Below are 26312 nucleotides of genomic sequence, written 5' to 3'. Positions count from 1 at the left end.
CACTTAGGTGACAAACAGACTTCACAAGTTAACAGAAAAGAATTCCATTTCATAAATCACAATAATGAAAATACAATTAAAACCGACAGGTATATATACCATTGAATATAAACAACTAAAAAAACAAAACAATAAAATAACGTTGCTAATTACACAAAACAAAAGTTAATAGAAACACTTTAAACCATTGTTTTAATTATATTTTAACAAGCAGCCCACCCTCTTTTTTTGTGGGTTCAACGAAAATTAATTGCCTAAAACCCTGCAAGTGTTAAATCTGGGTACGCAATGTAAATTTTGTATATAAATAATTGCTAAAATGAACTTTATATTGCGCTTAAGTACTAAAAAAATAAATAATTTATCTAGGGGATAACATGAAATCTTATAACCAACTCTCACGCGGCATAAAAACAGCTCTTTGTTTAAGTGCAATTGGTTTGTCACATACTGCTATTGCAGCAGATGCTAAGGATACCAAAATAGAACGAGTTGAAGTAACTGGTTCAAAAATCAGCCGAGTAGGTGCAATTGCTCCAGCACCTGTAACTGTAATTACAGGCGAGCAATTACTTAATACCGGTGCAGTAAATATTGGTGAAGCTCTAAATAAACTGCCTGCATTAGGTAATACCTACTCTTTAGCAAACTCGGGCCGCTTTATCGGTACTGCAGGTTTAAATATTCTTGATTTGCGTAACATGGGTACTGACCGTACGCTTGTACTTGTAAATGGTAAACGCCATGTATCTAGCTCAGCGGGCTCTCAATCTGTAGATACTAATACTATTCCAAGTGTATGGGTTGAACGTGTAGAAATTGTAACCGGTGGTGCTTCTGCTGTTTATGGTGCTGATGCTGTAACAGGTGTTGTTAACTTTATTTTAAAAGATAATATTGAAGGTTTAGACTTTACTGTAACTAAAGGCGTTTCAGATTTAAGTGATTACAACAATGAAAAGGCAACCTTTTCATATGGTAAGAACTTTGATGATGGCCGTGGTAATGCTGCATTTGCAGTTGAATACTCTGCTCAAGACTCTTTAAATGCGTTAGATCACCCTTGGACTGACGGTTCATACTCAAGTCTACGTAACCAAGCCCAAAACGATTCTAATAAAGACGACCCAAATTTCCCAGATAAAATTTATACATCAAATGCTGGTTACTACGCAATTAATAACGCAGGTGTATTTAACTTAGGTAGTGGTTATGTAAATACATTTAATGCTGATGGCTCTCAACGTGATATTTATACCGGTGATAATGTTGACGGTCTTCTATGTGCAGATTGTGATTCGTTTAACCTAGCCCAGTTTGACGAGATACAACCAAAATTTGAGCGTTACAACGTAAACTTTAAAGTTAACTATGATGTAACTGAAGATATTAATGCATATTTTGAAGCTAAATATGTTAACAGCGAAGGCGAAAGCATTGGGCAACCTGCGTTTTTCTTTGGCGACCCTCGTAATACAATACAAATAGACAACGCATTCTTGGATTCTAGCGTTAAGACGCTTATGGAAGAAGCTGGTGTTGAATCAATAAATGTACTTCGTATGATGACTGATTTAGGTCGCCGCATTGAAAACAATACGCGCGAAACTACTCGATTTGTAGCTGGCCTTAAAGGTACGGTATTTAATGATTGGGATTTAGATGCATCCATTGTACGTGGTAAAACAGAATTAGAGCGCGTTAATGGCGCTAATATGATTCTTGAAAATTACTCTAACGCACTTGATGCGGTAGATGATGGCAATGGTAACATTGTGTGTAGAAGTGAAGCAGCTCAAGCAGAAGGCTGTGTTCCTGTAAATATTATGGGCTTTGGTGCGCCAAGTGATGAAGCAATTGACTACATTAATACAGTTTCTACAGGTACATCTGAAATCACTCAAACTGTAGTATCTGCTTCTTTGGCCAATGGTGGATTATTTGAATTACCTGCAGGTTATGTAGGTGTGGCTTTTGGTGTTGAGTACCGTAAAGAAGAAAGTGAAACAAAAGAACCAAATAATGCTGAAGGCACATTCTTTAATGCACTTGGTGAAGACAAAGGCGACTTTGATGTAAGTGAAATTTTTACAGAAGTATCAATTCCACTACTTTCTGATATGCCATTTGTTCAAGACTTAGTCTTAGATGCTGCTGTACGTTACGCTGATTACAGCACAATTGGCGATGCAACTAGCTGGAAATTAGGGCTTGATTGGACTCTAAACGATGAACTTCGTTTTCGTTTAACACAATCAGAAGCGCTAAGAGCGCCAAATATTGGTGAGATTTTTGGTGCACCGAGCCAAACTTTCTACAGTGTCGACGATCCTTGTCAAGCTGATAACTTAAATGATTTACAAAACAGTAGTACACGCCGTGCCAACTGTGCTGCATTAGGTGTGCCAGAAGGTTTTGATTCTGACTATGATTCACAAACACTTGAAGGTTTACAAAGTGGTAACCGTGATGTAAAAGGTGAAGAGTCTACAAGTACGACTATTGGTCTAGTGTACCAACCAGAGTTTATTGAAAACGCAACACTAACTATCGATTACTGGAAGATTGAGCTTGAAGATGCAATCTCAACTATCAGTGCACAAGATATCCTAGATCGTTGTGTTGATAGCGGCTCAGGTATTTCGAATCAATATTGTAGCCTTATTACACGTGATGCAAACAGTGAGATTTCGTTAATTCAAAACTCAGTACTTAATGTGTCAGGTCAAGAAGCATCTGGTGTTGACTTTGAGTTAGGTTACGACTTTGATGCACTTGAAGGTAGCTTTAAAACCCGCTTTATTGGTACATATTTGATTGAGCGTAAAGAGTTTCCATTCCAAGATGAGCCAAGCGACTACATTGAATATGCAGGCGTTACAGGTGAAGCGCAATGGCAAGCTAACTTAAATATCGAGTACAGCTACGAGAACTTATACACATCTTTAAGCACTCGTTATATCGAAGAAGTAAGCTTATACACAGATCAAGATTTAAGCGATAACCCTAACCCAAATAGTTTAACTACTTTTGGTACATACATAATTACTGATATGACAGTTGGTTATAACTTTGACAATGGTGTTGGCTTAAAAGTGGGCGTTGATAACCTATTCAATCGTGAACTACCTTATGGCACGCGCGGTGATGGAAGCGGAAGCGCTAGCTACGACAATATTGGACGTTTTGGCTACATTACTTTTTCATATAGCATGTAAGTTTAATTGTTAATATAAAGGCCCTTAATTGGGCCTTTTTACTTTTTAAAGATGAAATTTACTCATTTTAGATTTATTAGTAACAAAAGATACGTATTTAAAATTACTTTATAAAAACAAAAAATCACACAAATAAAACATTAAAGATTAATAAGTGTTCTTTTAAAGTTTTTTAACTAAATAGCACTTACCTAAAAAGTAATGATAACCCCCCTAAAAAGTTCATTATTAACACGCTAATGAAAACAAAAAACGCTAAATGATAATGAGAAGTATATATAAAAAATAACAACCCTTCTTAATTACAAATTTGTAGCAAATAATCAAAAAACATTAGTGTTAAAAATGCAATAAAATGTACTTTATAAAAATTGATACAGGATTAACTTATTAAAATCCATCTAGATACCTCCCTTCTATTACTAGTTTTACCGTGCAATAATCGCCGCCCTCATAAAAAAGTTATAGGGATTTATCCAAACACACACTGTATTTGGATAAAACTACATTGTATTTAATTACTATGAAACATTCTCTGGGAATCAAATGAAACGCCATAATTTACTTTCTACAAGCATTAAATGTGCATTAATTACTGCTGCTGCAACAGCAAGTAATTCTGTGCTTGCACAAGATGAGCAAGCAACAAAAATTGAACGTGTTGAAGTAACAGGTTCACGTATTTTACGTGAAGGTGCTATTGCGCCTGCACCTGTTACAGTTATCAGTGGCGAGCAGCTAATGAACACTGGCGCAGTAAACATTGGTGAAGCGCTAAATAACTTACCTGCACTTGGCAATACATATTCTATGGCTAACTCAGGCCGTTTTATTGGTACTGCGGGTTTAAATATTCTTGATTTACGTAACATGGGTACAGATCGTACTTTGGTACTTGTAAATGGTAAGCGTCATGTATCAAGCTCTGCAGGTTCTCAATCTGTAGATACCAACACTATTCCAAGTGTATGGGTTGAACGTGTAGAAATCATTACTGGTGGTGCATCGGCTGTATACGGTGCTGATGCGGTAACAGGTGTTGTTAACTTTATATTAAAAGACAACATTGAAGGCATGGACTTTAGTGTTACACGTGGTTTTGCCGATTTAAGCAGCTACAACAACGAAAAAGCAACTTTTTCATATGGCTCTAACTTTGATAACGATCGTGGTAATGCAGCTTTTGCTATTGAGTACTCGGCCCAAGATTCATTAAACGCACTTGACCACCCATGGACTAGCACTTCGTTTAGTAGTTTACGTAATCAAGCCCAAACAGAAGCAAACAAAGATAGCGCAGCTTTCCCTGATAAAATCTTAACACCTAATGCTGGTTATTACGCTATTAATAACGCCGGTGTTTATGCGCTTGAAGATGGGTTTACTAATAGCTTTAACCTTGATAGCAGCGCCCGTGATTTATACATAGGTAATAACGTAGATGGCTTGTCGTGTGCTAACTGTGACTCTTTTAACTTAGGCCAATTTGAAGAAATTCAACCTGAGTTTGAGCGTTACAACGTAAACTTTAAAGTTAACTACGATGTTACCGACGACTTAAACGTTTACTTTGATGCTAAATATGTAAACAGCCAAGGCGAAAGCATAGGTCAACCTGCGTTTTTCTTCTTTGACGATGAAAACAGCATCAAAATCGACAACCCTTACCTAGACCCAGCCATTAAAGCACGTATGGAAGAGGAAGGTGTTGATTCGATCATGGTTAACCGCATGATGACCGATCTAGGCCGCCGCATTGAAAACAATACCCGTGAAACAACGCGCTTTGTTACTGGCTTAAAAGGCACAGTATTTGATGATTGGGAATTAGATACCTCAATAGTATACGGCCAAACTGATCTAGAGCGCGAAAATGGCGCTAACATGATTGTAGCAAATTACTTTAATGCACTTGATGCCGTTGAAGATACAAATGGTAACGTAGTATGTCGTAGCGCTGCAGCACAAGCTGACGGCTGTGTTCCTGTAAATATTATGGGTTTTGGCGCACCATCTCAACAAGCCATTGATTACATTAATACGGTATCTGTTGGCACATCAACTATTAAGCAAACGGTTGTTTCTGGTTCACTTGCTAATGGCGCTATTTTTGAATTACCAGCGGGCTATGTTGGTGTTGCATTTGGTGCTGAGTACCGTAAAGAAGAAAGCGAAACAAAAGAGCCAGATAACGCAGAAGGTACTTTCTTTAACGCGCTGGGCGAAGATAAAGGTTCGTTTAATGTTCGCGAAGTATTTTTTGAAGCGACAATGCCAATTTTAACTGATTTACCGCTTATTCAAGATTTAGTGTTTGATACTGCAGTACGTCATGCTGATTACAGTACGATTGGCGAAGCAACTAGCTGGAAACTTGGCCTTGATTGGACTGTAAATGATGAGCTACGTGTACGTGTAACTCAGTCTGCAGCACTTCGTGCACCTAACATTAGTGAAGTATTTGGTGCCCCGAGTCAAACTTTCTACAATGTAGACGACCCGTGTCGCGCTGAAAACTTAGGTGACTTATCAAACGCTGCAACACGTACTGCAAACTGTGCCGCATTAGGCGTAGCGAGTGACTTTAATTCAGATTACGATTCAGCCTCTTTAGATGGTTTAAGCAGTGGTAACCGCGATGTAAAAGGCGAAGAGTCAACAAGTACAACTGTAGGCATTGTTTACCAACCAGAGTTTTTAGAAAACGCGCTACTTACTATTGATTACTGGGAAATTGAACTTGAAGATGCAATTGACACAATTAACGCGCAAGACATTCTTGATCGCTGTGTGGATAGCGCAACAGGTATAAACAATCAGTACTGTAACTTAATTACACGTAATGCTAATGGTGAAATTACTTTAATTCAAAACTCTGTATTAAATGTTGCTGGCCAAAAAGCATCAGGAATAGATTTTGAACTAGGTTACGATTTTGACGCGCTTGAAGGTAGCTTTAAAACACGCTTAATTGGTACTTACTTAATTGAACGTAAAGATTACCCGTTCCAAGACGACCCTAGTAATTACATTGAATACGCAGGTACTACAGGTGAAGCTAAGTGGCAAACTAACTTATCTGTAAGTTATGTTATGGATAACTTTTTCTCAACAGTTGAAACACGCTTTTTAAGTGAAGTAGATTTATATACAAATGTTGAGCTTGAAAATAACCCGAACCCAAGTAATCAAATGTCTTACGGTAAATACTTTATTACCGATATGACAGTCGGTTATAACTTTAATAGCGGTTTAGGCGTTAAAGTAGGTGTTGATAACGTATTTAACCGTAAACTTCCGTACGGTTCACGTGGTACAAGCGCGGGTAGCGCAAGTTACGATAACATTGGCCGTTTTGGCTACATTAACTTAAGCTACAGCTTATAATTAGTAACAACGTTATTAATTAAATTAAAGGCTCGCAGTGCGAGCCTTTTTATATAAATCCGCTTAATTAAGTGATCAATTTTGAGGATTGGTATTATTGCGCCTTATTTAATATTACTCAGCCACACGCTTTGATATGGTTCTAGCTCTATTGTTAATTGGCTTTCTTCAATCGTTTTATCTGCCACTAAATCAAACCACTTTTGGGTGTTAATTAAGTTTAAGTCGGCCAATGTGAGCGTTTGTGGTTTATCGCTAATGTTATAAACACAAAATATGCTTTGGCGACGGTCTATACTTTGTCTCCAAAAACCAAACAACCCACCCGCTAAATGCAAAGTAAATTGCGTTGCGTTAGGATGAAAAGCACCCTGCTTTTTACGTACTGCCAATAAGCTTTTTATGCCGTTAAACACTTTATGATGATGACTATACTTTTCACTAATTGCAGCTAATAGCTTTGACTCTTGCCAACGATGGCGATTTATAGCGCGATTATGCTGTGAATTTTCAAAACGTTCGTAATCGTTAGTTGTACCCAACAAACTGTGAATATAAAGCCCTGGGATACCTTCAAGCGCAAACATAATTGCGTGAGCACACATAAATCGCTCAAGGCCAAACTTATCTGGGCCATTATGCGTACCTTGCATTGCATCAAATAACGCAATATTTAGCTCGTATGGTGTATGTGTGCCATCGTTACTGGTACGCATAGATACACGACCACCAAACTGCATGGTTGTACTTACTAATGACGCCACTTCGCTAGGTTGTAGTAAACCTTCAATTGGTCTGAGCCCTATTCCATCGTGCGAGGCTATAAAGTTAAAGTATGCCGTACCATTTTGCGCAGGCGGCATACTCATCATCCAATGTTTGAGCGCTGCACTATCACCACTTAATAATGTATGTAGCAACAATGGCGGCAAGGCAAAGTTATAAATACTGTGCGCTTCATTGGCGTTACCAAAGTACGATAAGTTTTCTTGGTTTGGAATATTAGTTTCGGTAATAATAACTACACTAGGCTCTGCGTGCTCAATAAGTGTTCGCATTAGCCTTACGGCTTCATGTGTTTGCGGTAAGTTAATGCAGCTTGTATTAAGCTGTTTCCACAAAAATGCAACCGCATCGAGTCTAAACAAACGTACGCCATTGTCTAAATAATGACGAATTATTCCCACAAACTCTTTAAGCACATCGGGATTACCAAAATCAAAATCGACCTGATCGTGACTAAACGTACACCACACGTGCTTTTCGCCGCTTGGCGTTGTTACAGTATTTAATAACGATGAGGTTCTCGGGCGCACAACTTGGCTTAAATCATCCGTTAAGCTCGCCGTTTTAAAGTAGTCTTTACCCGGGTGTAAATCGTTTAAGAAGTTCTCAAACCATACGCTTCTGCTTGAGCAATGGTTAATAACTAAATCTGCCATTAGCTTTACGTCTTTAGCGATGTTTTGAATATCACCCCAATCACCTAACGACTCATTCACTTGCACGTAGTTCATTACGGCAAAGCCTTCGTCTGAGCTGTACGGGTAAAATGGCAATATATGCAGTGCATTAAGCTGCATATCACATTGCTCTTTTATAAACCTGTGTAGCGTTTTAAGCGGCGCTTCTATTGGGCTTGATACTGCAAATTCACTATCATCGTGTTTAATAATTGAGTCGCCATAGGCAATCAATACTATATCTTGTTCATCCCATCGATTTGTATGGGGTGTAGGGTCGCGCAGTGCATTGCTACCTAATATAATTTTAATAAGTTGCTGAGCAAGCTCAGTAACCGATAAAGGCAGCTCAACACCCTCATAAATAATATGAAGATGTTGCTCTACTCGTTGTAAAAATAATTCGCTAACTGAAATCACATGCGCCCCTAATATTTATTGTTTAGACTTATAGGCTAGTTAACCTGCGCGCAGGTTAACTATATTCTTCGTTATCTAGCTCTACGGCTTCTTTTAAGCGCTCAAGTACGTCTGGCATTGCTGATACAACACGGTTCCAACTTGGCACAAATGGCGCTTCCATTGGGTTTTCTAAAAAGTGTTGCCCTGCTTCCATAATATTTTGCGCAAACATTTCTACTGCTTTTTCTTCTTGGTGTACATCAAGCGTTAGCCCGTTCATTAACGCATCGTTGTGATAGGTTTCAATAAAATCTAGACCGATACGGTAGTAAGTCGCTTTTAATGAACGAATTGTTTCGCTGGTAAAGGTAACGCCTTGTGTAGCCAGCTTTCTAAATAATGCCTTGGTAATATCAATCGACATTTTAGACAAACCTGCGCTTTGGTCATCAAGTGAAAGCTCTTGGTGCTTATGATCATAGTTATCGGCAATATCTACTTGGCACAAGCGGTTATGGGAGTAGTTACGATACATCTCACTCAGTACGCCAATTTCAAGGCCCCAGTCACTTGGAATGCGAATATCATTTAATACATCGCGTCTAAACGAAAACTCCCCTGCTAATGGGTATCTAAACGAATCCATGTATTCAAGGTAGTCTGTATTACCTAAAATTGTTTTAAACGAGCGAAGTAATGGCGTTACTAATAAGCGTGATACACGGCCATTAATTTTTCCATTAGCAGTACGCGGGTAAAATCCTTTACAAAATTCATAGTTAAAACGCGGATGCGCAACAGGGTAAATTAAACGCGCAAGTAAGCTTCTGTCGTAGGTTAAAATATCGCAATCATGCAGCGCGATAGACTCTACTTCTGCTGTTGCTAATTTATAGCCCATGCAATACCAAACATTACGGCCTTTACCAAGCTCGCGAGGTGCAACCCCTAGCTCTTGTAATTCTTTATCGAGTGCTTGTAAGCGTGGGCCATCGTTCCATAATACTTTGTGGTTTTGGTTTAGCTCTTTAAAAAAGCCAAGTGCATGGCGGTACTGTGCTTCGTCGGCTCTATCTAAGCCTATAGTGATTTGTGATAAATAAGGTACTTCACGCAACTCACTAACTATATTTTGCAGCGCAGGGCCTTCAAGCTCACTAAATAACGAAGGAAGTATTAATCCCATTGGGCGCTGCTTACTAAAAGTAAGTAGCTCTTTTTCTAGATCTTCAATTGGTCTGTCGGCAATGTTATGTAATGTAGTAATAATGCCATTTTGATAAAAATCAGCCATGAGACTTTTGCTCCTCAGAAATACTTAAAATACTGCTAATGCACGGCAACGATGTTATTTCTTCAATCCAGCCCAGCGGTGCTGGCGATTGAGAGTATCGTGCTTTGTTGTGCGACAATTTAACCGGCTTTTTACTCGCCGGGTTGGCGATAATAATGGCGATATTTGCATGCTCTAACATTTGCTTATCGTTATCGCTATCACCAAGTGCAATGACCGTGAGAGGCTTTCTGAAATGATGGGTAAATTGTTTAACTAACCACTGCTGTGCAGCGCTTTTATCGGTATTTTTAGCAATATGAATGAAGCGCCCACCAATTTTTATATCGTAACCGAGTGCTTCTACATCATTTACAAAGGCGGTGAGTAATTCGTCGTTGCCATACCAATAAAGAGGGTCTGAATAATCGCGTGTTTGTGCACGTCTTGCTTGTGCATCGTCTAGCCCGGTAAGCTCTGATATTTGCTCACTCGATAAGTCGCTAAACAATTTGTAATGCGCTTTGTAATCGGCATTTAAGGTATTTAAATCCTGTAATAAACTCGATAATGGCTTTGCCATCGCATAACACCAGTAAGCGCCTACTTTTTTACAACCGATAGGCTTAAGTTCAAAATAGTCTTCTGGAATAAATACTGCTGCGCCGTTCTCTACAATAAAAGGCTGTTGAATATTTAAATCATTTTTAAGCTCAATGACTTCGCAAAAAGTTTTACTGGTATTGAACACCACCGGAATATGCGCATTTTGCAGCTGCTGTAATAACTCACTGATATTATTTGTATTATAATCAGCGTGATCGAGTAATGTGCCATCCAAATCTGTAAAAATAATTGGCTGGAGGGTGTCATCACTTGTTAGATGCATACCGCTAATATCGCGGTTGCTATCAAGCTCAATTAAAGCGTTTGCTTTAGCGCTCAGTGTGTTTAAGTTCTCACGCGTAATACGCTCAAAATGAGAAATAAAATACACCAATTGCTCGTTAGTCATGGTGCCTGAGCCTTCACCTTTTTTGGCTATTAGCTTTTGTTCTTGCTCTTGTCGCCATGTAAAAACATCACTAAAACTCGGTGCTTTTAGCATAACGGTATAATCAATTAGGTTAAAAACGGCTTTATATTCGTTTGCTAAACAGCTGTTTATACAGCGGCGCCAAACACCTTCTTTATCAAATTGTTGCTCTAACTCGTTAAGCGGTTCACTCAATGAAAACAGCGGTTGTGGTTCACTACCTACGCACCACCCTTCTAAAATAATAATATCAACGGGCTTTTTGTTTGTTAGCCAATCACTTGCTGGCACGCAGTCGTCTTCATGTTTATTAAAACGCGGAAGCGGTATGTTAATCTCACCTGCAAGTAAGTTAGTTATTGTGCTATTCATTAACGCTACGTCGTGAGTACCCGGTACTCCGCGAGTAGTAAAAAGAGGATGTACATCTTTGGCAAGCTCAGTACGTGCTTGTTTTGCTAAATAAAAGTCATCAATCGACAATGCAACACTATTAAACGGAGTGTTTTTAGAAAACCAGGTAACTAAAAAATCAGCGAGTGTTGTTTTTCCTGAGCCTTGGCATCCATTTATGGCAACAAAAATAGGAGTATTTGTTTTTTTAGATTCGAGGATGTCATGCGCGAGTGGAACAAAATATTGCTCACTCAAATATTGATACTTTAAAGGCAGTTGGTGTTTTGCTAAAAACGGGGTTATATCCACAATATTGGCCTCTGACATAGTTACTCCTTTGCATACAATGCGTCTGGGAGTTAAATGCAGGTACTAGACCATTATTATTTTTATATATTTATTAATAGGTTAAAAAAATAGCGCATTCAAAATGCGCTATTATGGTGCAATCTATTTACCTAATGTACAAAATTAAACTTTTTCAGGTTCTGCTTTTGGTAATACTAAGTTAAGTACTATTCCTAAAATAGCGCAGAGGCTTACGCCCTCTAAACTAAATTGGCTGCCACCAATATGCATACCACCAATACCGCACACCAAAATAAGTGCAACAATACTTAAGTTGCGTGGTGCTGTTAAATCATCGCCCGACTTAACTAATGTATTTAAACCCACTACAGCAATAGAGCCAAAAAGTAGAATCATAATGCCGCCCATTACAGGTACAGGAATAGTTTGCAAACCAGATCCCATTTTAGCTACAAACGCTAAAATAATGGCAATAACGGCTGTCCACATCATTACTTTAGGATTGAAGTTTTTGGTAAGCATAACTGCCCCCGTTACTTCTGAGTAAGTAGTGTTAGGCGGGCCACCAAATAACGATGCTGCAGAAGTAGCAAGGCCATCACCAAACAAAGTACGGTGAAGCCCAGGCTTTTTCAAAAAGTCTTTATTGGTTACTTGGCTAATAGCCATCATGTCGCCAATATGTTCAATTGCAGGTGCGATTGCTACAGGTACCATAAACAAAATAGCCTGCCATTTAAACTCAGGCCAAGTGAAGTTTGGTACAGCAAACCACTGTGCGTTAGTCACTGCGTCAAATTGCACAACGCCCATACCAAGCGATAAACAATAACCCGCTACAACCCCTGCTAATATAGGTATAAGCTTAAATACGCCTTTTCCCCATACTGCAAAAATAAGCGTAACCACTAACGAGAACAATGAAATATAAATAGCGCTGGTGTAATCAATAATTTGAATACTGCCGTCGCCACTTTTACCCATCGCCATATTTACAGCAACAGGCGCAAGTGCAAGACCAATAACCATAATTACTGGGCCTACAACAACAGGCGGTAAAATTTTATGAAGCGTTGCAACGCCTTTAAATTTTACTAATAAGCTTAAAAGCATATAAGCAAAACCTGCAACCATTAAGCCGCCCATAGTGGCCGGTACGCCCCACATTTGCACAGCGGCAATAATGGGAGCAATAAAGGCAAACGATGAAGCTAAAAATATAGGCACTTGGCCTTTAGTCACTACCTGAAACAGCAAAGTACCAATGCCTGCGGTAAAAAGCGCAACATTAGGATCCAAGCCCGTTAAAAGCGGCACTAATACCAGTGCACCAAATGCTACAAACAGCATTTGCGCGCCCGTTAAAATAGTTTTTATTGAAAAGGTGTCATTATTTTGCACTTAAGACTCCTAAACAGTACCGAATATTTTGTCGCCTGCATCGCCTAAACCAGGGATAATATAGCCCTTTTCGTTTAAGTGGCTATCTACTGAGGCTGTAAATATTTCTACATCTGGATGAGCGGCAAGTGTTCTCTCAACACCTTCTGGTGCTGCAACAAGTACAATTACTTTGATTTCCTTACAGCCTGCTTTTTTAAGCATATCGATTGTGGCAATCATTGAGCCACCCGTTGCAAGCATAGGGTCAATAACTAAGCTTAGGCGTTCATCAATATTACCTACTAGCTTTTCAAAATATGGTACTGGTTCTAGTGTTTCTTCGTTACGCTCAAGACCAACAACACTTACTTTAGCGGCTGGTAATAACTGCATAACACCGTCCATCATGCCAAGACCAGCACGCAAAATAGGCACTACGGTAATTTTTTTACCTTTAATGTGCTCTACTTTTAATTTATTGCCATCCCAGCCTGTAATTTCGTTATCTTCTAACTGTAGGTTTTTAGTTGCTTCGTAAGTTAATAAGGTTCCAACTTCAGAACATAATTCACGAAAGCTTTTAGTACTAATACCATGCGCTCGCATTAGGCCTAGTTTATGTTGAACAAGAGGGTGAGAAATAACGTGAATTGCCATGATATAAACCTACTGATACAAGAATTTGCAGTATTTTATATTAAAAAAGGTCATTTGACCTGTAGTTTTAAAGAGATTTTCATACATCGTGCCAAAATGCATTGTTTTGCTTGATATTTATGCAAGCCATCAACCAATTGTGTTTATTAAATGTTACCCGCTAACCAGCTGTTTACTTGCTGTTGCATATAACCATTTATTTTTTGATGCTCGGGGCTCCAGCCAGCTAAAAATCGATAAAAGTCAGCCCATGCAGCAGGCCATAAAGCGAGCCAATCGTCAGCTATTTTACCTGCTGGTGCCCAAGGGTGATAAGTTGTAATAGCAGCCTTTAAATTGTCAAAATAATACACAAGGTACTCATCAGCGCACTCGTGTAATTGTGCATCACTCAAGCAACTGGTCATAAAATACATTACATCAATTATCCCGCAACCTGCACCTATATACTGAAAATCATAACCGAGTATTTGATCGCGCTCATTTGCTGCAAAGTTAGCAAGTTTTGCATCGCCATGAATCAGCGTTTTGTACGCACAACTTTGTAGTTGCTCATCTATTTTATGTGCAACATTTTTAATATCGGACTTTTTATCAAGGTTATCTTTTAGTTTATTAAACTCATCTGGGCGCGTGCTTAAATGCCAGTAATTGCCTTGCTGCCATAACCCATCAGCGGGTTTACTTAAGTTAAACGCATGAAAGTGTGCAAGCCACTTTAATATAGCTTTAACATGTTGTGACCCTGCTTGAGTAAACCCATGTTTGGTGAAGTCTTTAAACACCAATGCGTATTCATCGCCTTTATTAATTGCGCTTATACATTCAATACTTTGCGCATGTGCTGGTAAATGCGGGCTATAAAGCTTATAAAAAGTGTATTCAACACTATACGAGTGCTGCTTTCTTTTTAGTGCAAATTCGCTTTGTTTAATTTTAGGATGATTTATATAGCTTGGAATTTTAATCGCCTTAACAACACATGGCTCATCATCAAGCTGGCACTGCACAATACTGCCACACCCACTCCAAAGTAATGTAAGCGTATCGCCAATTTCAATGTGCTTAAAATGAGGCTGTAATAAAGGAACGTAAAATGCCATGATAAAAATAACTATCCTATTGTTTTGCTTAGTTTAACTTAGGTTCACTCTTTGCGAGCTATGAGTCTAAATTGCACGTATGAAAATGGCTACATAATTGCAGTTTTAATTTTTACTGAGAAGTTTAAGTTTTATGCCAGTAGCTTTTCGCAGTTACTGATATTCGCTCGCCGCTTTCGCTTTAAGTTTTCACAATAACCTTCTTGTGAGACTGGCCTGCCTACTGCGCCATGAAATACGCGCGTAAATTGGGTTGTAAGCTTTAACCAGTTTTCTGGAGATATATTCACCCTTTCTAGTAAAGGCAAGTGTGTACTCTCAATATACCCTCGCTTGTCTTCTCGTATACAACGTCCTGTTAATTCAACAAGTTCAAGGTACGATTTAAGCTCAAACGGGAGTCCTTTTGGCATTATTTGGCGTGGCATGCCTGCAAAGCGCTGTAGTTGCTTTGGCTGTTTACCATCCTTTGCATACGTTAAACGCTGTTTGATGCTGGTAGGGTCTGATTCTTCTGGCGTTTTAGCCATTTTGGCTCTAATGGGGTTTAAATCGACATACGCATACAGGCGGCAAGTGCGGCTTCATCAAGCAGTGCTTCTGAGCTAAATCGCCCCTCCCACAAAATTGTATGGAACAACTTTGAACGCCTTAGGCGGCCCGAAGGGTGAGCGCCATGGATGGCAGCGAATAAAATCTACCCATGCAGTTATCTTCTTTATTTGCTCTGCGAGCAATGTCTTCATTTAATAGCCGCATAAACCAGCTGATACTTGATAGGCGCTCTCGGTATTGCTTTACTGTTTGATTAAAAAAAATAAGTTCAACTTTACTTAGCTTTTCACCTTGTACATATTTTTGCGTTAGTAATGTGCCTTTACAGAGTTTATGCCAGCGAATAATAATCGCTTTATCATTTAGCCTATTCGCTTTCTTATCATCAACATACAACACTAAGTGCGTGTGGTTACTCATAACAGCATAAGCACAGACATCAATGCAAAATATTTTTGCTAATACGAGCAACCTATCTTCAACCCAGCCTCGTCGATGCTCATAAGATTGACCAGTAAAACGGTCTTCACCACACAAAAAAGCACGACGCACGCAACGTGAAATACAGTGGTAGTATTTTGTATCAACCAAACTTACTTGACGCTTTCTTGCGATTGCCATAAGACACCCTGCTTATTTTTTACACTAAATAAAAGCTAGTCTTTAACTTCTAAAAGTGCAAAATTTAGGATGGGTGTCTTGTTTATTACCCCATAAGACACCCTGCTTATTTTTTACACTAAATAAAAGCTAGTCTTTAACTTCTAAAAGTGCAAAATTTAGGATGGGTGTCTTGTTTATTACCTTGAAATTTAGGATGGGTGTCTTGTTTATTACCTTGTTTATTACCCGTTTATTACCCTACTGTATAGCTCCCGTAATCAGGCTCCGAACTCAATACCTACTCCTAGATGCCTAACGCCCACAGCAGGCGCATTTATGTAGGTGTTTTTTTTATGCCAGCGTAGCGGCCGGCATAAAAAAAGCGCCGGAATAAATGTCGCACTGACTGTGTTTGTGTACGCCCGACATGGGCATTGACTTATGAGGTGAAAGTCCTCTGTAGGAAGATCACCGTTTAAATAACATACTGTTATTAAACGATAACTACTAGCGAATGGCAAGGGCTAAATCGCGAGAGATAGTCTGGAGGAAGCCGCTAGCAAATCTGCGAGCTGATGAACAAAAATATCATATGAGACGTAGGCTGAAGACGAGCTAGCACAAGATAGCGAAGTCATGTGATCTAACGGCCACCGTAAATGATGCAGTTGTGCAGAGAAAGTCGATGCACCTTATTCGGGGAGATCTGATAAACACGCATCCGCGCTAACGCTTGGAGATTACCAGTTAGGGACTGGTCTTTCAACCCTTGGCGCTCTGGTTGCTGCGACCTACAGCGAGCGAAATAGCAGTAAACAAGCGTTAGTTTAGACGCGCTTTATCGAGTAATCGCTAGAGTGATTTATCAGAAGTCAGCAGACGGCATAGTAGCCAAACGCCCATCGTAATGGAGGGGACACGGTGAAGGCCTGAACATCTTAACCAGAGGAGATACTACAATTGAACTTGAATTCACATAGAGCACCGGGTTGTGATAGTGATGAACAGCGTTCTGCTGTGAATAATACCTCGAATGAATACAACCAAACAGATCGTGACCTGATGGCAAGTGTACTGAGCAACCACAATATTGGTGCAGCATGGCAACACGTTAAGCGCAATAAAGGGGCTGCCGGTATTGATAATATGAGCATTGAGGAATTTAATCACTTCGCTAAGTTACATTGGCTGGGTATTAAACACCAATTACTTAACGGCACTTATCAACCCTTGCCAGTCAAACGCGTGATGATACCCAAACCCGATGGCAGTGAGCGAATGCTTGGGATCCCCTCTGTTATCGACAGAGTGATCCAACAAGCTATTGCTCAAGTGATTAGCCCTGACTTTGAGCCTCTATTTTCACCACATAGTTATGGTTATCGCCCTCATAAAAGAGCCAGCCAAGCAGTAAATCATGTTCAATCTTGTGTTAAACAAGGTTATAAAACAGCAGTTGATATTGACTTGTCTAAGTTCTTTGATGAAGTAAACCATGACATGCTGATGAATCGTGTTGCTCGTAAAATCAAAGACAAAGCACTCATGCGCCTACTCGGTAAATATCTGCGAGCAGGGATAGCAGAGCGCGAAACAGGTCTGTGGTTTGAGTCAACCAAAGGAGTCCCTCAAGGTGGGCCATTATCCCCTTTGCTTTCCAACATTTTACTCGATGAATTAGATAAGAAGCTAACCTACAAACACCTTAAGTTTGCACGCTATGCTGATGACATAATCATCTTAGTAAAAACGAAAAGCGAAGGGCTCATAATCCAAAGGGACATTACTGCGTTTATCACTAACCGATTAAAGCTCAAAGTGAATGAATCGAAAAGTCGAGTCGGTCCCGTATCAGGCTCGAAATTTCTTGGGTTTACCTTCCGTTACGGTCATGTGCAGATCCACGAACAGGCGCTAAAGAAATTTAAAGCAAATGTAAGAGAGCTCACTAACCGCAACTGGGGGATCTCAATGACCCTACAAATTCATAAACTCACGCAGTATTTACATGGCTGGGGACACTATTACCTAATAGCCAACGCTTATCAGTTAACGGTGGATTTAGATCATTGGATACGCCGTAGGATAAGAATGTGCTACTGGCGGCAATGGCGTAAACCACGCACGAAAGTACGCAGTTTAATAAAGCTGGGTGTTAGCGAACGACTCGCCATAGCCTGTGGTATCACCAGCAAAGGCCCTTGTCGAAGCTCGAAAACAAAAGGAATTAACATTGCGCTAGGCAATGACTATTTAGCATCACAAGGTTTAGTGTCATTGAGAGATATTTGGATCAATATTCATTACGGGAGATGAACCGCCCATTGCGGACCCGCATGATGGGTGGTGTGGGGGCTGGAGGTTAGAGACCTCCGGCTACCCGATTAGGCAATTATTGCGCACGTACTATACCGCTCGAATTAACGGTGTTATTGGAAACCACTCTTCCGGAACTTCAGTTTCTAAACAGCTATAGTATTCTATATGATCCTCGTGCAATTTTGACTCTGTCGAAAGTATATATCTAATCTTTTCCCACACCTCAGGTTTTGGAGTCTCCAGCCCATGATACTCTTCAAAGCTGCCTAAAATTAGAGCCATCAATGTGAAGCGTTCATCATCCGTGCTAGCAGAAGTTCTATAACAATTTATAAACTCTTCAATACGCAAGGCATCTGCACATTCAACTTCCCAATCCTGCATGAGCGGATCTTCATGTAGATTCAAAAGCTTATTGAATTTATTAATGGCTTCTCTAGCGGGATGTCTCATAAGTGCCTAACGCCCTGCTAAGGGGCAGTTACGAGTGTTGTTGGCGAAGCCAGCGAGTAACTGTCCCGCAGCGTTTTTTGCTGCGAACTTGAGCAGCTTGTTATAACTCATGGTTAAGATTTACCCTAGCCTTACGAGAAAAGTAAAAATCTAAATATGCGAAAAAACCAATGATTAGGAACCAAATTACAAATGGTGGAATAAGTGTAACCTCACTTAACATCGCAATTGGGTAAACAACTATCAAAGCTAGTGAACCAATGCCTCCATCGTATGACGTATATGTTTCCCAAGTCAGTGACAAAAGCCCACCTAAGAATATTAATGTTGCAACTACCAGCGGTAAATGTAATTTATGAATTCTCATGAGATTATTTTGAGTTATAACGCCCGCCTAACACGCAATGTGTTGGCATGGCTTTTTGCGTTGTTTGCCAAAAACATGACAACTTTACATTGTCGGAGTTTAGGCGCTTGTTATGTTCTTTAAACAACAGGACACTAACCAAATAAAATACCAAAGTCATCAGTTAAGTATACTGGCTCTGTTTCAGTCCCAGTAATTATATATAATTTGTCTATGTATTCTGGTAAATATTTAAATAGCTCAGGGTAATGCTTAACATCACGTAATGTGCAATTGCCAATGGCTGAAATATGATTGCCATTTTCAATTGCACATTCGTCTAACTTAATGATTTCGTCTATGCTGTGTTTGTAATATTTGGCATTCAAGCCCAACGTCGAAATAAACTTTAAAACTCTAGGGGCAAGATCTATATATTTATATTTGCCATTAAAAAAGAGCTCTTCAATATCGCCATAGTTGTTTACAGTTTCGATATTTTTCGTAAGTAGCCATTTGCAATGTTCGACATCGATAAGTGCGAATTCTCCTCCGCATTGCAGCAAGAAATTTACTTTTTGGCTTTTCGAATTTTTTAACGACCAATTACCTTTGTTACTACTAAATCCAGTATTACGTTTCGCATATTCTGACATCTCGTAAAACTTGGTTTCGACTACTGCAGCTTCCTTTAAAAAAATCGGAGAAGTTAATTCTTCTATTAAAACCGCTTTACCCTGAATTCTAACTATTCTTTCATCAATACTTTCAGTTAACGCTGTTACTTCACGCTTAAACTGTTTTTTTATCTTTTTTGCTTCAGTCGGCAATAAGAATAGAATCGAAAAAAAAGCTACTAACCCTAATATCAAGTAATAAATGTTGTCCAAAATCCCGCCCTATTAGAGTGTTGCAGTATAATTCACATAAAGAACATAACGAGCCTGTAGATTAACTCGTTTTTAAATTTGTTTTTATTGATAAACAAACCATAGCTGAGTTCCTATTTTGGTTCAATTAATTACTGTATTTTTACGCAGAATATTGAAGTGTTTGATATTGTTTTAATTGACGTTTTGGAAGGGATTAAGGGTGGTTGAGTGGCTTTTATTTAGGGTAAAAGGGCTTACCCTTCTTAATGCATCGTGTTTTGCAGCTTTTCTATATTATGAACAAGACAATACAGTTGCCATTGCGCATTCACTTTCGTTTGACCCCGTAAGGTCAATTTATTCATGCCTTTATTCACTGTAATGTTCCCGAACACGGGCTCAATACAACCAAGTCGTTTGCTATATTGTCGTCGACCTATGGGGCTGTCTATTTTTACTTTCATTTTGTCTACATAGCTCAGCTTTTTGCGTGATTTATTATTTATAAACTGTACTTGTCGCCCCGTTTTAATGGGTGGCTTTCGCATACATTGCTGTTGTAGTGGACATACTTTGCAATCTTTTAAGTAACCGCAGAATCGTGTGTATTGTTGGTTATGGCTGTTTACATTAACTCCGCTTCGCCACATATCATTACCTGCTGGGCAGCGGCATGTTTGGGTTGCTTCATCATAATGAAAATCGTCTGAGGTAAATAACCGAGGCTTGCCTTTGCTGCGTTTTAGTCGGCGCTTTTCTTGCTCCGTTTCGTATGTTTCGCTGGCTTTAAACAGCGGATTTCGTTTTCTAAATTGGTTATCTGCAATGTACGTATCGAACCCACTTTGCGCCATAAATCCAAGATTCACTTCGCTGTTAAACCCACTGTCTGCAGTGAATTTAATAGTATGTTCATCTGCGCGTTTTTCTGTATTGAGTTTAGCGAGTTGCTGTTTTAATTGTGCAACGGCTGGCTGTAAAGTTTGTTGTTCGCCCACTGAACCCCATGCTTGTGCTTGCAGGATGATTTGGTGTTTATCGTCATTAATAGCGATGCCGTTGTAGCCTTGGATTGTGCCTTTTGAGGTAGTCATTTTTGCACTATCTGGATCAGTGATATTACTTTTAACAGGCTTGCCTTTACTGCCTGTTTTTTCTTTGTGAGTGGCTAAGAACTCGGTAATTTTACCTGCACTTTTATCTAGCTTTTCTTTTTGTTTCAAATCCTGAGTTATCAATTCTTCGCCCAGTCCATCTTGTGATTGGTGGCGTTCAATAATACGTTTGCTTGCGCGTTCTAGTTTTGCTTTTTTGCGACCTAACTCATCGAATGTGCCACTCCACTCTTTACTCGCATTGGACTTTAATTTACACCCATCAATGGCAAACATGTTGCGGCCTATCAAGCCTTCCTCATCACATATCATCAGCACTTGCGTAAAAAGCGGCTCAATCTGTCCATGCATTTTAGCCACAAAACCCGCTATAGATGTGTAATGTGGCTGGATATCACCCGAAACACTCATAAATAAAATATTATGCTCGCAAGCCTTTGCAATCCGACGGCTACTGATAAAACCATGTGCATAGCCCAATAAAATAATCTTTAGCATTACCGAAGGCGGATACGCAGCAGCGCCCGTTTTGTCATTGTTGTACCACGCGTCAAACCCCGATAAATCGAGTTTATTTTCGACAATATAACAAAGGGCATACTCAAAAGTGCCAGGCAGAATTTGCTCAGCGAAATTGATAGGAATGAATTTATTTTGACAGGATAAGTCAGGCTTGTAGTTAGCCATAACAGTTTACCGTGGGTGAATAATATCTATTAGATCACAGCGAACAGATGGATTCAAGGTTAAAAAGCAACCAACCAAGAATAGTTGGATACGTTCCTAAAAAGAGTAATTCTACAGCCTCAACGCCTCGTTAAGAGGCAAATAATATGTTGGCTAAAATAAGCGACGCAGGAGCAAAAGCCAACTGTTATTTGTCCTGCTTTAACGACTTGTTATATGCTGTGATAAATGGAATAAACCATATCATTTTCATACATTAAGCCTTTACTTTGGTAATTACAATTAGCCTCTTTAATTAAGCCCGCACCAATGTAACCGAAGTAAATCTCCGAGCTAGTATTTTTTGATGATAGCAAAGCCTCTAATGCTTTTTTATGCGAATCTTTCGACATTGGTGCAGAATAACCAAACCATTTAAATGTGTCGTAAGTCCCGCTGACTTTAATTGATTTACAATCTTCGTCCATCCACTTTCTCTTAGAAAAATTAGTGTCCGCTATGAATGAAAATTTATTACCTGATATTTCAATAGACTTAATAAAGATCGGAAAGTGGTCTCCTCCTGCATAAGACAGAGAAGAAAAAAGGTAGAGAATGAATACAATGCTTAATTTCATAATGGCATATAACAACTTTGTCTACGACATTTGTCGTTTTATAAACCGACAAATGTCCATATATTACAATGCATTTATCTTAACCATCAAATAAACACCTGTAAACAATTAGTTAACTGAAAATTATTTTTAATCAGTGCGAAAATGCACCGAAATGGTGGAGATCAGTAATATTGGACAAAACAACAAGCACTGTCTATATATACAGTTAACTTTTGCTAGAGATTCATATCATGAAATCACCTTTTTTAACTATGATAGCCGAACAAATGTATCTAAAGCGTTATGCTAAAAGTACCGTTAAAGCGTATTTATACTGGATAGCTTCGTTTATTCGATTTAACTCTATGAGGCACCCAACAACGATGGGAGACAATGAGGTCGAACTTTTTTTAAACCACCTTGTCAACCAACAAAATGTTGCTCCTAACACTCAAGCGCAAGCCTTAAATGCATTGAGCTTTTTATTTAAAGAAGTGATTAAAAAACCACTTTCATTATCATTAGGTTTTATTAAGAGCAAACGAGCAACTAAACTACCGGTAGTTTTAACGCAGCAAGAAATAAATAATTTTTTTAAAGTGTGCTCTGCAAAGCATTATTTACCCTGTGGATTACTTTATGGTAGCGGTATGCGCTTAATGGAGGTACTGCGTTTACGGATACACGATATTGACTTTGACTATAACTGCATTCGAATTTGGGATGGCAAAGGAGGCAAAAATCGTGTTGTAACCCTTGCCGTAGAGCTCACACCGCAATTACGTTCTCAAATACAATTAGTTGATAGTTACCTGCAATTAGATTTGAAAAACCCCTTGTATAGCGGCGCTTACATGCCTCATTTATTACGTAAAAAATATCCAAACCACAATAGACAGCTGGGCTGGCAATATTTATTTTCATCACATAAATTAAGCATTGATCCTGAGAGTAAGCAATTAAGACGTCATCATATCGATGAAAAACAATTACAACGCGCTGTTAAAAAAGCCGCTTTTGATGCACATATTAATAAACATGTTACGCCACATACTTTGCGTCACTCTTTCGCTACGCATTTGCTGCAAAGCGGCGCTGATATCCGCACAGTACAAACACAGCTAGGTCACAGCGATGTACGTACTACACAAATTTATACCCATGTACTACAACAAGGTGCTAACGGGGTTATCAGCCCTTTTTCGAGGTTATAAGCGTCTCTTTTTAATCCTCTACGCATACATATTCGCTTACAAATCAATACCGTCATCTATTTCCACTTTAAAAACACATAAAAAAGCCCCGCTTGTTTTTACACAAGCGGGGCTCCACACTAATTTTTTAATCAAAAATAAAAGCGCCGATACTACGGGCGCTTTGCATCATTGAATATTGTTACTTTAACTTACTGATTAACTACGCTTTTAAGCGGGTTAATCGGCTGTGCGTTATCGTCTAGTATGTTCATGTCAAAATCGAACTCATCTACACGAATCGCTTTTTCACGTTTGATGTTGTAATCAATTAACTGAACGTGTTCAGCTTGCGTGATTACGTTTGCCGCTAGTGCGTTATCAAGCGTGATGTTAAAGCGTATACCTGGTTTAATTACTTTAGCACGTAGTGCTTTTTTAACTTTAGCCAGCTCGCCAAGTGATGCCATTTTAGCTTTGTAAGCTTGCTCATTAATATGATGGCCATCGCCCACTACTGGTTTAACTAAATGCGTGATTTGCGCTTTAAATGCGGTATCTAGCTGAGCTTGCTTAGCTAGTTCGCGGATTAAATCATCGCTAATTTTTGGCATTTTAGTTGAGTAGTTCATTGTAATGAAACGAATAAACTTACGAGTACCACTTGCAGGGAAGTTATCTAAAAACTTATGCAATGCTTCTTCAGCGCTTTGTAGTGCAAAACGAGTCGCGTAATGGAAATACGGCGCTGCTTGCTCACGGTCACTACTTGATACTTTTTGCTCGTAGTATTTAATTGATGCCATAGCTGCATATAAGAAGCTCATTACATCGCCTAAACGTGCCGATAGCATTTCTGCTTGTTTTAACTTACCGCCAAGTACAAGTAACGAAAAGTCTGCGTACACTGCAAGTTTTGCAGATAATTTATGTACTGCTTTTTCGTAGTCACGTACTTCTGGTAATTCAGAATTAGCACTTGCTGTAAATGGTAAAACACCTAAGCGGAAAGCACGTAAACTGTTTGCTGTGCTGTAACTAATTGTTTTACGTAAAATACCGTTAAATTCTTTATCTGCACCTTTGTCTTCGCTGTGAATTGACTCAACCATAGATTGTAAATATGGATGACAACGCATAACACCTTGGCCAAATATCATTAGGTTACGAGTAAGAATGTTCGCGCCTTCTACCGTAATGGCAATCGGCTGAGCAACATAACCACTTGCTAATGTATTTTGTGGACCGTTTTGAATCGCTTTACCCGCTTGAATATCCATTGCTGAATCAAGCACGTCGCGACCAAGCTCTGTCATGTGGTATTTAGCGATTGCAGTTACTACTGATGGTTTTAAGCCCATGCCTAAACCTTCAGTTGTAAGTACGCGCATTGCTTCTTGTAGATATGTTTTACCTGCAATGTCAGCTAGTTTTTCTTGAATACCTTCAAACTGGCCAATGGCTAAACCAAACTGTTCACGCACTGCTGCGTATTCAGATGCTGATTTAAATGCAACTTGTGCTGTACTAACACCTAGCGCAGGTAATGAAATACCACGGCCAGCACCTAAACAGCTAACCAGCATTTGCCAACCACGGCCGATGTTTTTCTGTCCACCAATAACAAAATCCATTGGTACAAATACTTTGTTACCACGTGTAGTACCATTGTAAAAACGAATACCCATTGGGTCGTGACGATTACCAAGCTCTACACCTGGGTGCTCTTTAGGAATAAGTGCACAGGTAATACCTAAGCTTTGTTTACCACCTAATAAACCATCTGGGTCCATTACTTTAAAGGCTAAACCAAGTACAGTAGCAATAGGTGCAAGCGTTATGTAGCGTTTGTCCCATGTTATCTCAAGGCCAAGCACTTCTTCGCCGTTGTACATGCCTTTAGTTACTGTACCAATGTCTGGAATGCCACCTGCATCAGAACCCGCTTCTGGGCTTGTTAATGCAAAACATGGAATGTCTGTACCATTTGCTAGGCGTGGTAAGTAATGTGCTTGTTGTTCTTGCGTACCAAAGTGAAGTAATAACTCACCTGGGCCTAACGAGTTAGGAACCATTACGGTTACCGCAACTGCTGAGCTTTTAGTCGCAATTGTGCCAACAATAGTAGAGTTTGCATAAGGGCTAAACTCTAAACCACCAAACGACTTAGGAATGATAAGCGAGAAAAAACGCTCTTTTTTCAAAAATTCTAAGATGTCATTTGGTAAATGAATGCCGTTTTGAATCACTGAATCGTCAATCATGCCCAGTAACTCTTTTACTGGACCGTCTAAGAATGCTTGCTCGTCTGCGCTTAATTTAGCAGCAGGTACGTCGCGAAGTGCACTGAAATCAGGCTTACCTTGGTAGATAGAACCTTCAAGCCATACATCACCCGCGTCTAGCGCTTCTTGTTCTGTGATAGAAATACTTGGTAATACTTTTTTTAGTTTTGTACGTAAACTCATGATTGAACTCATCCGACCAGCTAAATAATACCTACATTACGTCATAAAAAATCGTTTAGATCAATTACTCTATTCAATTAATTAACAGTTTTTTCAATTTATTTTCTTTACCTGAACGTAAACTGTTGAAACACAAAGGCTTACAGCTGTACGCTGAAAAAAAGTATTTTAACTAAAATGATGAATAAAACAGCAAAAGCTCTAGGGTCTGTTGATCTTTGCGGATTAAAATTTGTTCAAACTAGGGGCTATTTAATCGCGGCACGAGGTTTGTAACCTAGTGGGCTAAGTAAAAACCGAGCAAAGCTTCCGCGTCCTGCTCACGCCCCTTACCTACATCCATGTAGGCCTGTCTCTTGATCACAACTTTTCTGTCTGCTGAATTGATATTAACAATTCGGCAGATTCGACCATGTCTGCTAATTTCAACCACCCCTTCCAGAGTGCTTTTACGCCAACTCGACCATTTCTTTTA

Annotated in this window: 15 protein-coding genes and 1 pseudogene; 4 read left to right on the top strand and 12 right to left on the bottom strand. The window is 39.3% G+C overall.

Annotation, left to right across the window (positions count from 1 at the left end; genetic code table 11):
* Positions 1 to 377 precede the first annotated feature (377 nt).
* Positions 378 to 3218: a TonB-dependent receptor gene (locus BW142_RS20225; RefSeq protein WP_076926116.1), complete on the top strand. Its 2841-nt coding sequence runs from the start codon at positions 378 to 380 to the stop codon at positions 3216 to 3218.
* A gap of 546 nt (positions 3219 to 3764) precedes the next feature.
* On the top strand, positions 3765 to 6605 hold the full coding sequence (locus tag BW142_RS20220) for a TonB-dependent receptor (protein ID WP_076926115.1): 2841 nt from the start codon (positions 3765 to 3767) through the stop codon (positions 6603 to 6605).
* 104 nt (positions 6606 to 6709) lie between these two features.
* Here the strand turns inward: BW142_RS20220 and BW142_RS20215 are convergent, their stop codons facing one another.
* From BW142_RS20215 to BW142_RS20185, 7 genes and pseudogenes are all read right to left on the bottom strand, one after another.
* Complete coding sequence (locus BW142_RS20215) at positions 6710 to 8488, bottom strand: sugar phosphorylase (protein WP_076926114.1); 1779 nt, start codon at positions 8486 to 8488, stop codon at positions 6710 to 6712.
* A gap of 55 nt (positions 8489 to 8543) precedes the next feature.
* Positions 8544 to 9764 (bottom strand): glycosyl transferase, encoded by a 1221-nt coding sequence (locus tag BW142_RS20210; protein WP_002958673.1) that lies wholly within the window; start codon positions 9762 to 9764, stop codon positions 8544 to 8546.
* A complete protein-coding gene (locus tag BW142_RS20205) occupies positions 9757 to 11502 on the bottom strand; it encodes an HAD-IIB family hydrolase (protein ID WP_076926113.1) in 1746 nt (581 codons plus the stop codon). The genes BW142_RS20210 and BW142_RS20205 overlap by 8 nt, the downstream gene beginning before the upstream one ends.
* A 144-nt stretch (positions 11503 to 11646) precedes the next feature.
* Complete coding sequence (locus BW142_RS20200) at positions 11647 to 12885, bottom strand: uracil-xanthine permease family protein (RefSeq protein WP_007580880.1); 1239 nt, start codon at positions 12883 to 12885, stop codon at positions 11647 to 11649.
* Between the two features lie 9 nt (positions 12886 to 12894).
* Complete coding sequence (gene upp, locus BW142_RS20195) at positions 12895 to 13524, bottom strand: uracil phosphoribosyltransferase (protein WP_024591723.1); 630 nt, start codon at positions 13522 to 13524, stop codon at positions 12895 to 12897.
* 146 nt (positions 13525 to 13670) lie between these two features.
* Positions 13671 to 14627, bottom strand: a complete 957-nt coding sequence (locus BW142_RS20190; RefSeq protein WP_076926112.1) for a DUF1679 domain-containing protein — start codon at positions 14625 to 14627, stop codon at positions 13671 to 13673.
* A 131-nt stretch (positions 14628 to 14758) separates the two neighbouring features.
* A pseudogene (locus BW142_RS20185) lies at positions 14759 to 15803 on the bottom strand (transposase).
* 942 nt (positions 15804 to 16745) lie between these two features.
* Here BW142_RS20185 and ltrA point away from each other — a divergent pair.
* On the top strand, positions 16746 to 18101 hold the full coding sequence (ltrA, locus tag BW142_RS20180; RefSeq protein ID WP_076926111.1) for a group II intron reverse transcriptase/maturase: 1356 nt from the start codon (positions 16746 to 16748) through the stop codon (positions 18099 to 18101).
* A gap of 90 nt (positions 18102 to 18191) precedes the next feature.
* Here the strand turns inward: ltrA and BW142_RS20175 are convergent, their stop codons facing one another.
* From BW142_RS20175 to BW142_RS20150, 4 genes are all read right to left on the bottom strand, one after another.
* Complete coding sequence (locus tag BW142_RS20175) at positions 18192 to 18557, bottom strand: hypothetical protein (protein WP_076926110.1); 366 nt, start codon at positions 18555 to 18557, stop codon at positions 18192 to 18194.
* Positions 18558 to 19058: 501 nt separating this feature from the next.
* Positions 19059 to 19793 (bottom strand): hypothetical protein, encoded by a 735-nt coding sequence (locus BW142_RS20165; RefSeq protein ID WP_076926108.1) that lies wholly within the window; start codon positions 19791 to 19793, stop codon positions 19059 to 19061.
* A 245-nt stretch (positions 19794 to 20038) separates the two neighbouring features.
* A complete protein-coding gene (locus BW142_RS20155) occupies positions 20039 to 21577 on the bottom strand; it encodes a transposase (protein ID WP_076926107.1) in 1539 nt (512 codons plus the stop codon).
* 212 nt (positions 21578 to 21789) lie between these two features.
* Positions 21790 to 22044: a hypothetical protein gene (locus BW142_RS20150; RefSeq protein WP_076926106.1), complete on the bottom strand. Its 255-nt coding sequence runs from the start codon at positions 22042 to 22044 to the stop codon at positions 21790 to 21792.
* Positions 22045 to 22427: 383 nt separating this feature from the next.
* On the opposite strand from BW142_RS20150, the gene BW142_RS20145 reads away from it, so the two are divergent.
* On the top strand, positions 22428 to 23390 hold the full coding sequence (locus tag BW142_RS20145) for an integron integrase (RefSeq protein WP_076926105.1): 963 nt from the start codon (positions 22428 to 22430) through the stop codon (positions 23388 to 23390).
* A gap of 191 nt (positions 23391 to 23581) precedes the next feature.
* On the opposite strand, the gene BW142_RS20140 is transcribed toward BW142_RS20145, so the two are convergent.
* On the bottom strand, positions 23582 to 25837 hold the full coding sequence (locus BW142_RS20140) for an acyl-CoA dehydrogenase (protein WP_076926117.1): 2256 nt from the start codon (positions 25835 to 25837) through the stop codon (positions 23582 to 23584).
* Positions 25838 to 26312 lie beyond the last annotated feature (475 nt).

Source organism: Pseudoalteromonas sp. EB27 (genome assembly GCF_001974875.1).
In the GTDB taxonomy this organism is placed as follows: domain Bacteria; phylum Pseudomonadota; class Gammaproteobacteria; order Enterobacterales; family Alteromonadaceae; genus Pseudoalteromonas.
The sequence above is the reverse complement of the archived record's forward strand: the minus strand, read 5'-3'. Positions and strand labels throughout refer to the sequence as shown.

Excerpts from the sequence above, each read along its gene's own strand:
- BW142_RS20220 (WP_076926115.1), top strand. The coding sequence starts at position 3,765 with ATGAAACGCCATAATTTACTTTCTACAAGCATTAAATGTGCATTAATT.
- BW142_RS20205 (WP_076926113.1), bottom strand. The coding sequence starts at position 11,502 with ATGTCAGAGGCCAATATTGTGGATATAACCCCGTTTTTAGCAAAACAC.
- BW142_RS20155 (WP_076926107.1), bottom strand. The coding sequence starts at position 21,577 with ATGGCTAACTACAAGCCTGACTTATCCTGTCAAAATAAATTCATTCCT.
- upp (WP_024591723.1), bottom strand. The coding sequence starts at position 13,524 with ATGGCAATTCACGTTATTTCTCACCCTCTTGTTCAACATAAACTAGGC.
- BW142_RS20210 (WP_002958673.1), bottom strand. The coding sequence starts at position 9,764 with ATGGCTGATTTTTATCAAAATGGCATTATTACTACATTACATAACATT.
- BW142_RS20190 (WP_076926112.1), bottom strand. The coding sequence starts at position 14,627 with ATGGCATTTTACGTTCCTTTATTACAGCCTCATTTTAAGCACATTGAA.
- BW142_RS20225 (WP_076926116.1), top strand. The coding sequence starts at position 378 with ATGAAATCTTATAACCAACTCTCACGCGGCATAAAAACAGCTCTTTGT.
- BW142_RS20175 (WP_076926110.1), bottom strand. The coding sequence starts at position 18,557 with ATGAGACATCCCGCTAGAGAAGCCATTAATAAATTCAATAAGCTTTTG.
- BW142_RS20145 (WP_076926105.1), top strand. The coding sequence starts at position 22,428 with ATGAAATCACCTTTTTTAACTATGATAGCCGAACAAATGTATCTAAAG.
- BW142_RS20150 (WP_076926106.1), bottom strand. The coding sequence starts at position 22,044 with ATGGACGAAGATTGTAAATCAATTAAAGTCAGCGGGACTTACGACACA.
- BW142_RS20140 (WP_076926117.1), bottom strand. The coding sequence starts at position 25,837 with ATGAGTTTACGTACAAAACTAAAAAAAGTATTACCAAGTATTTCTATC.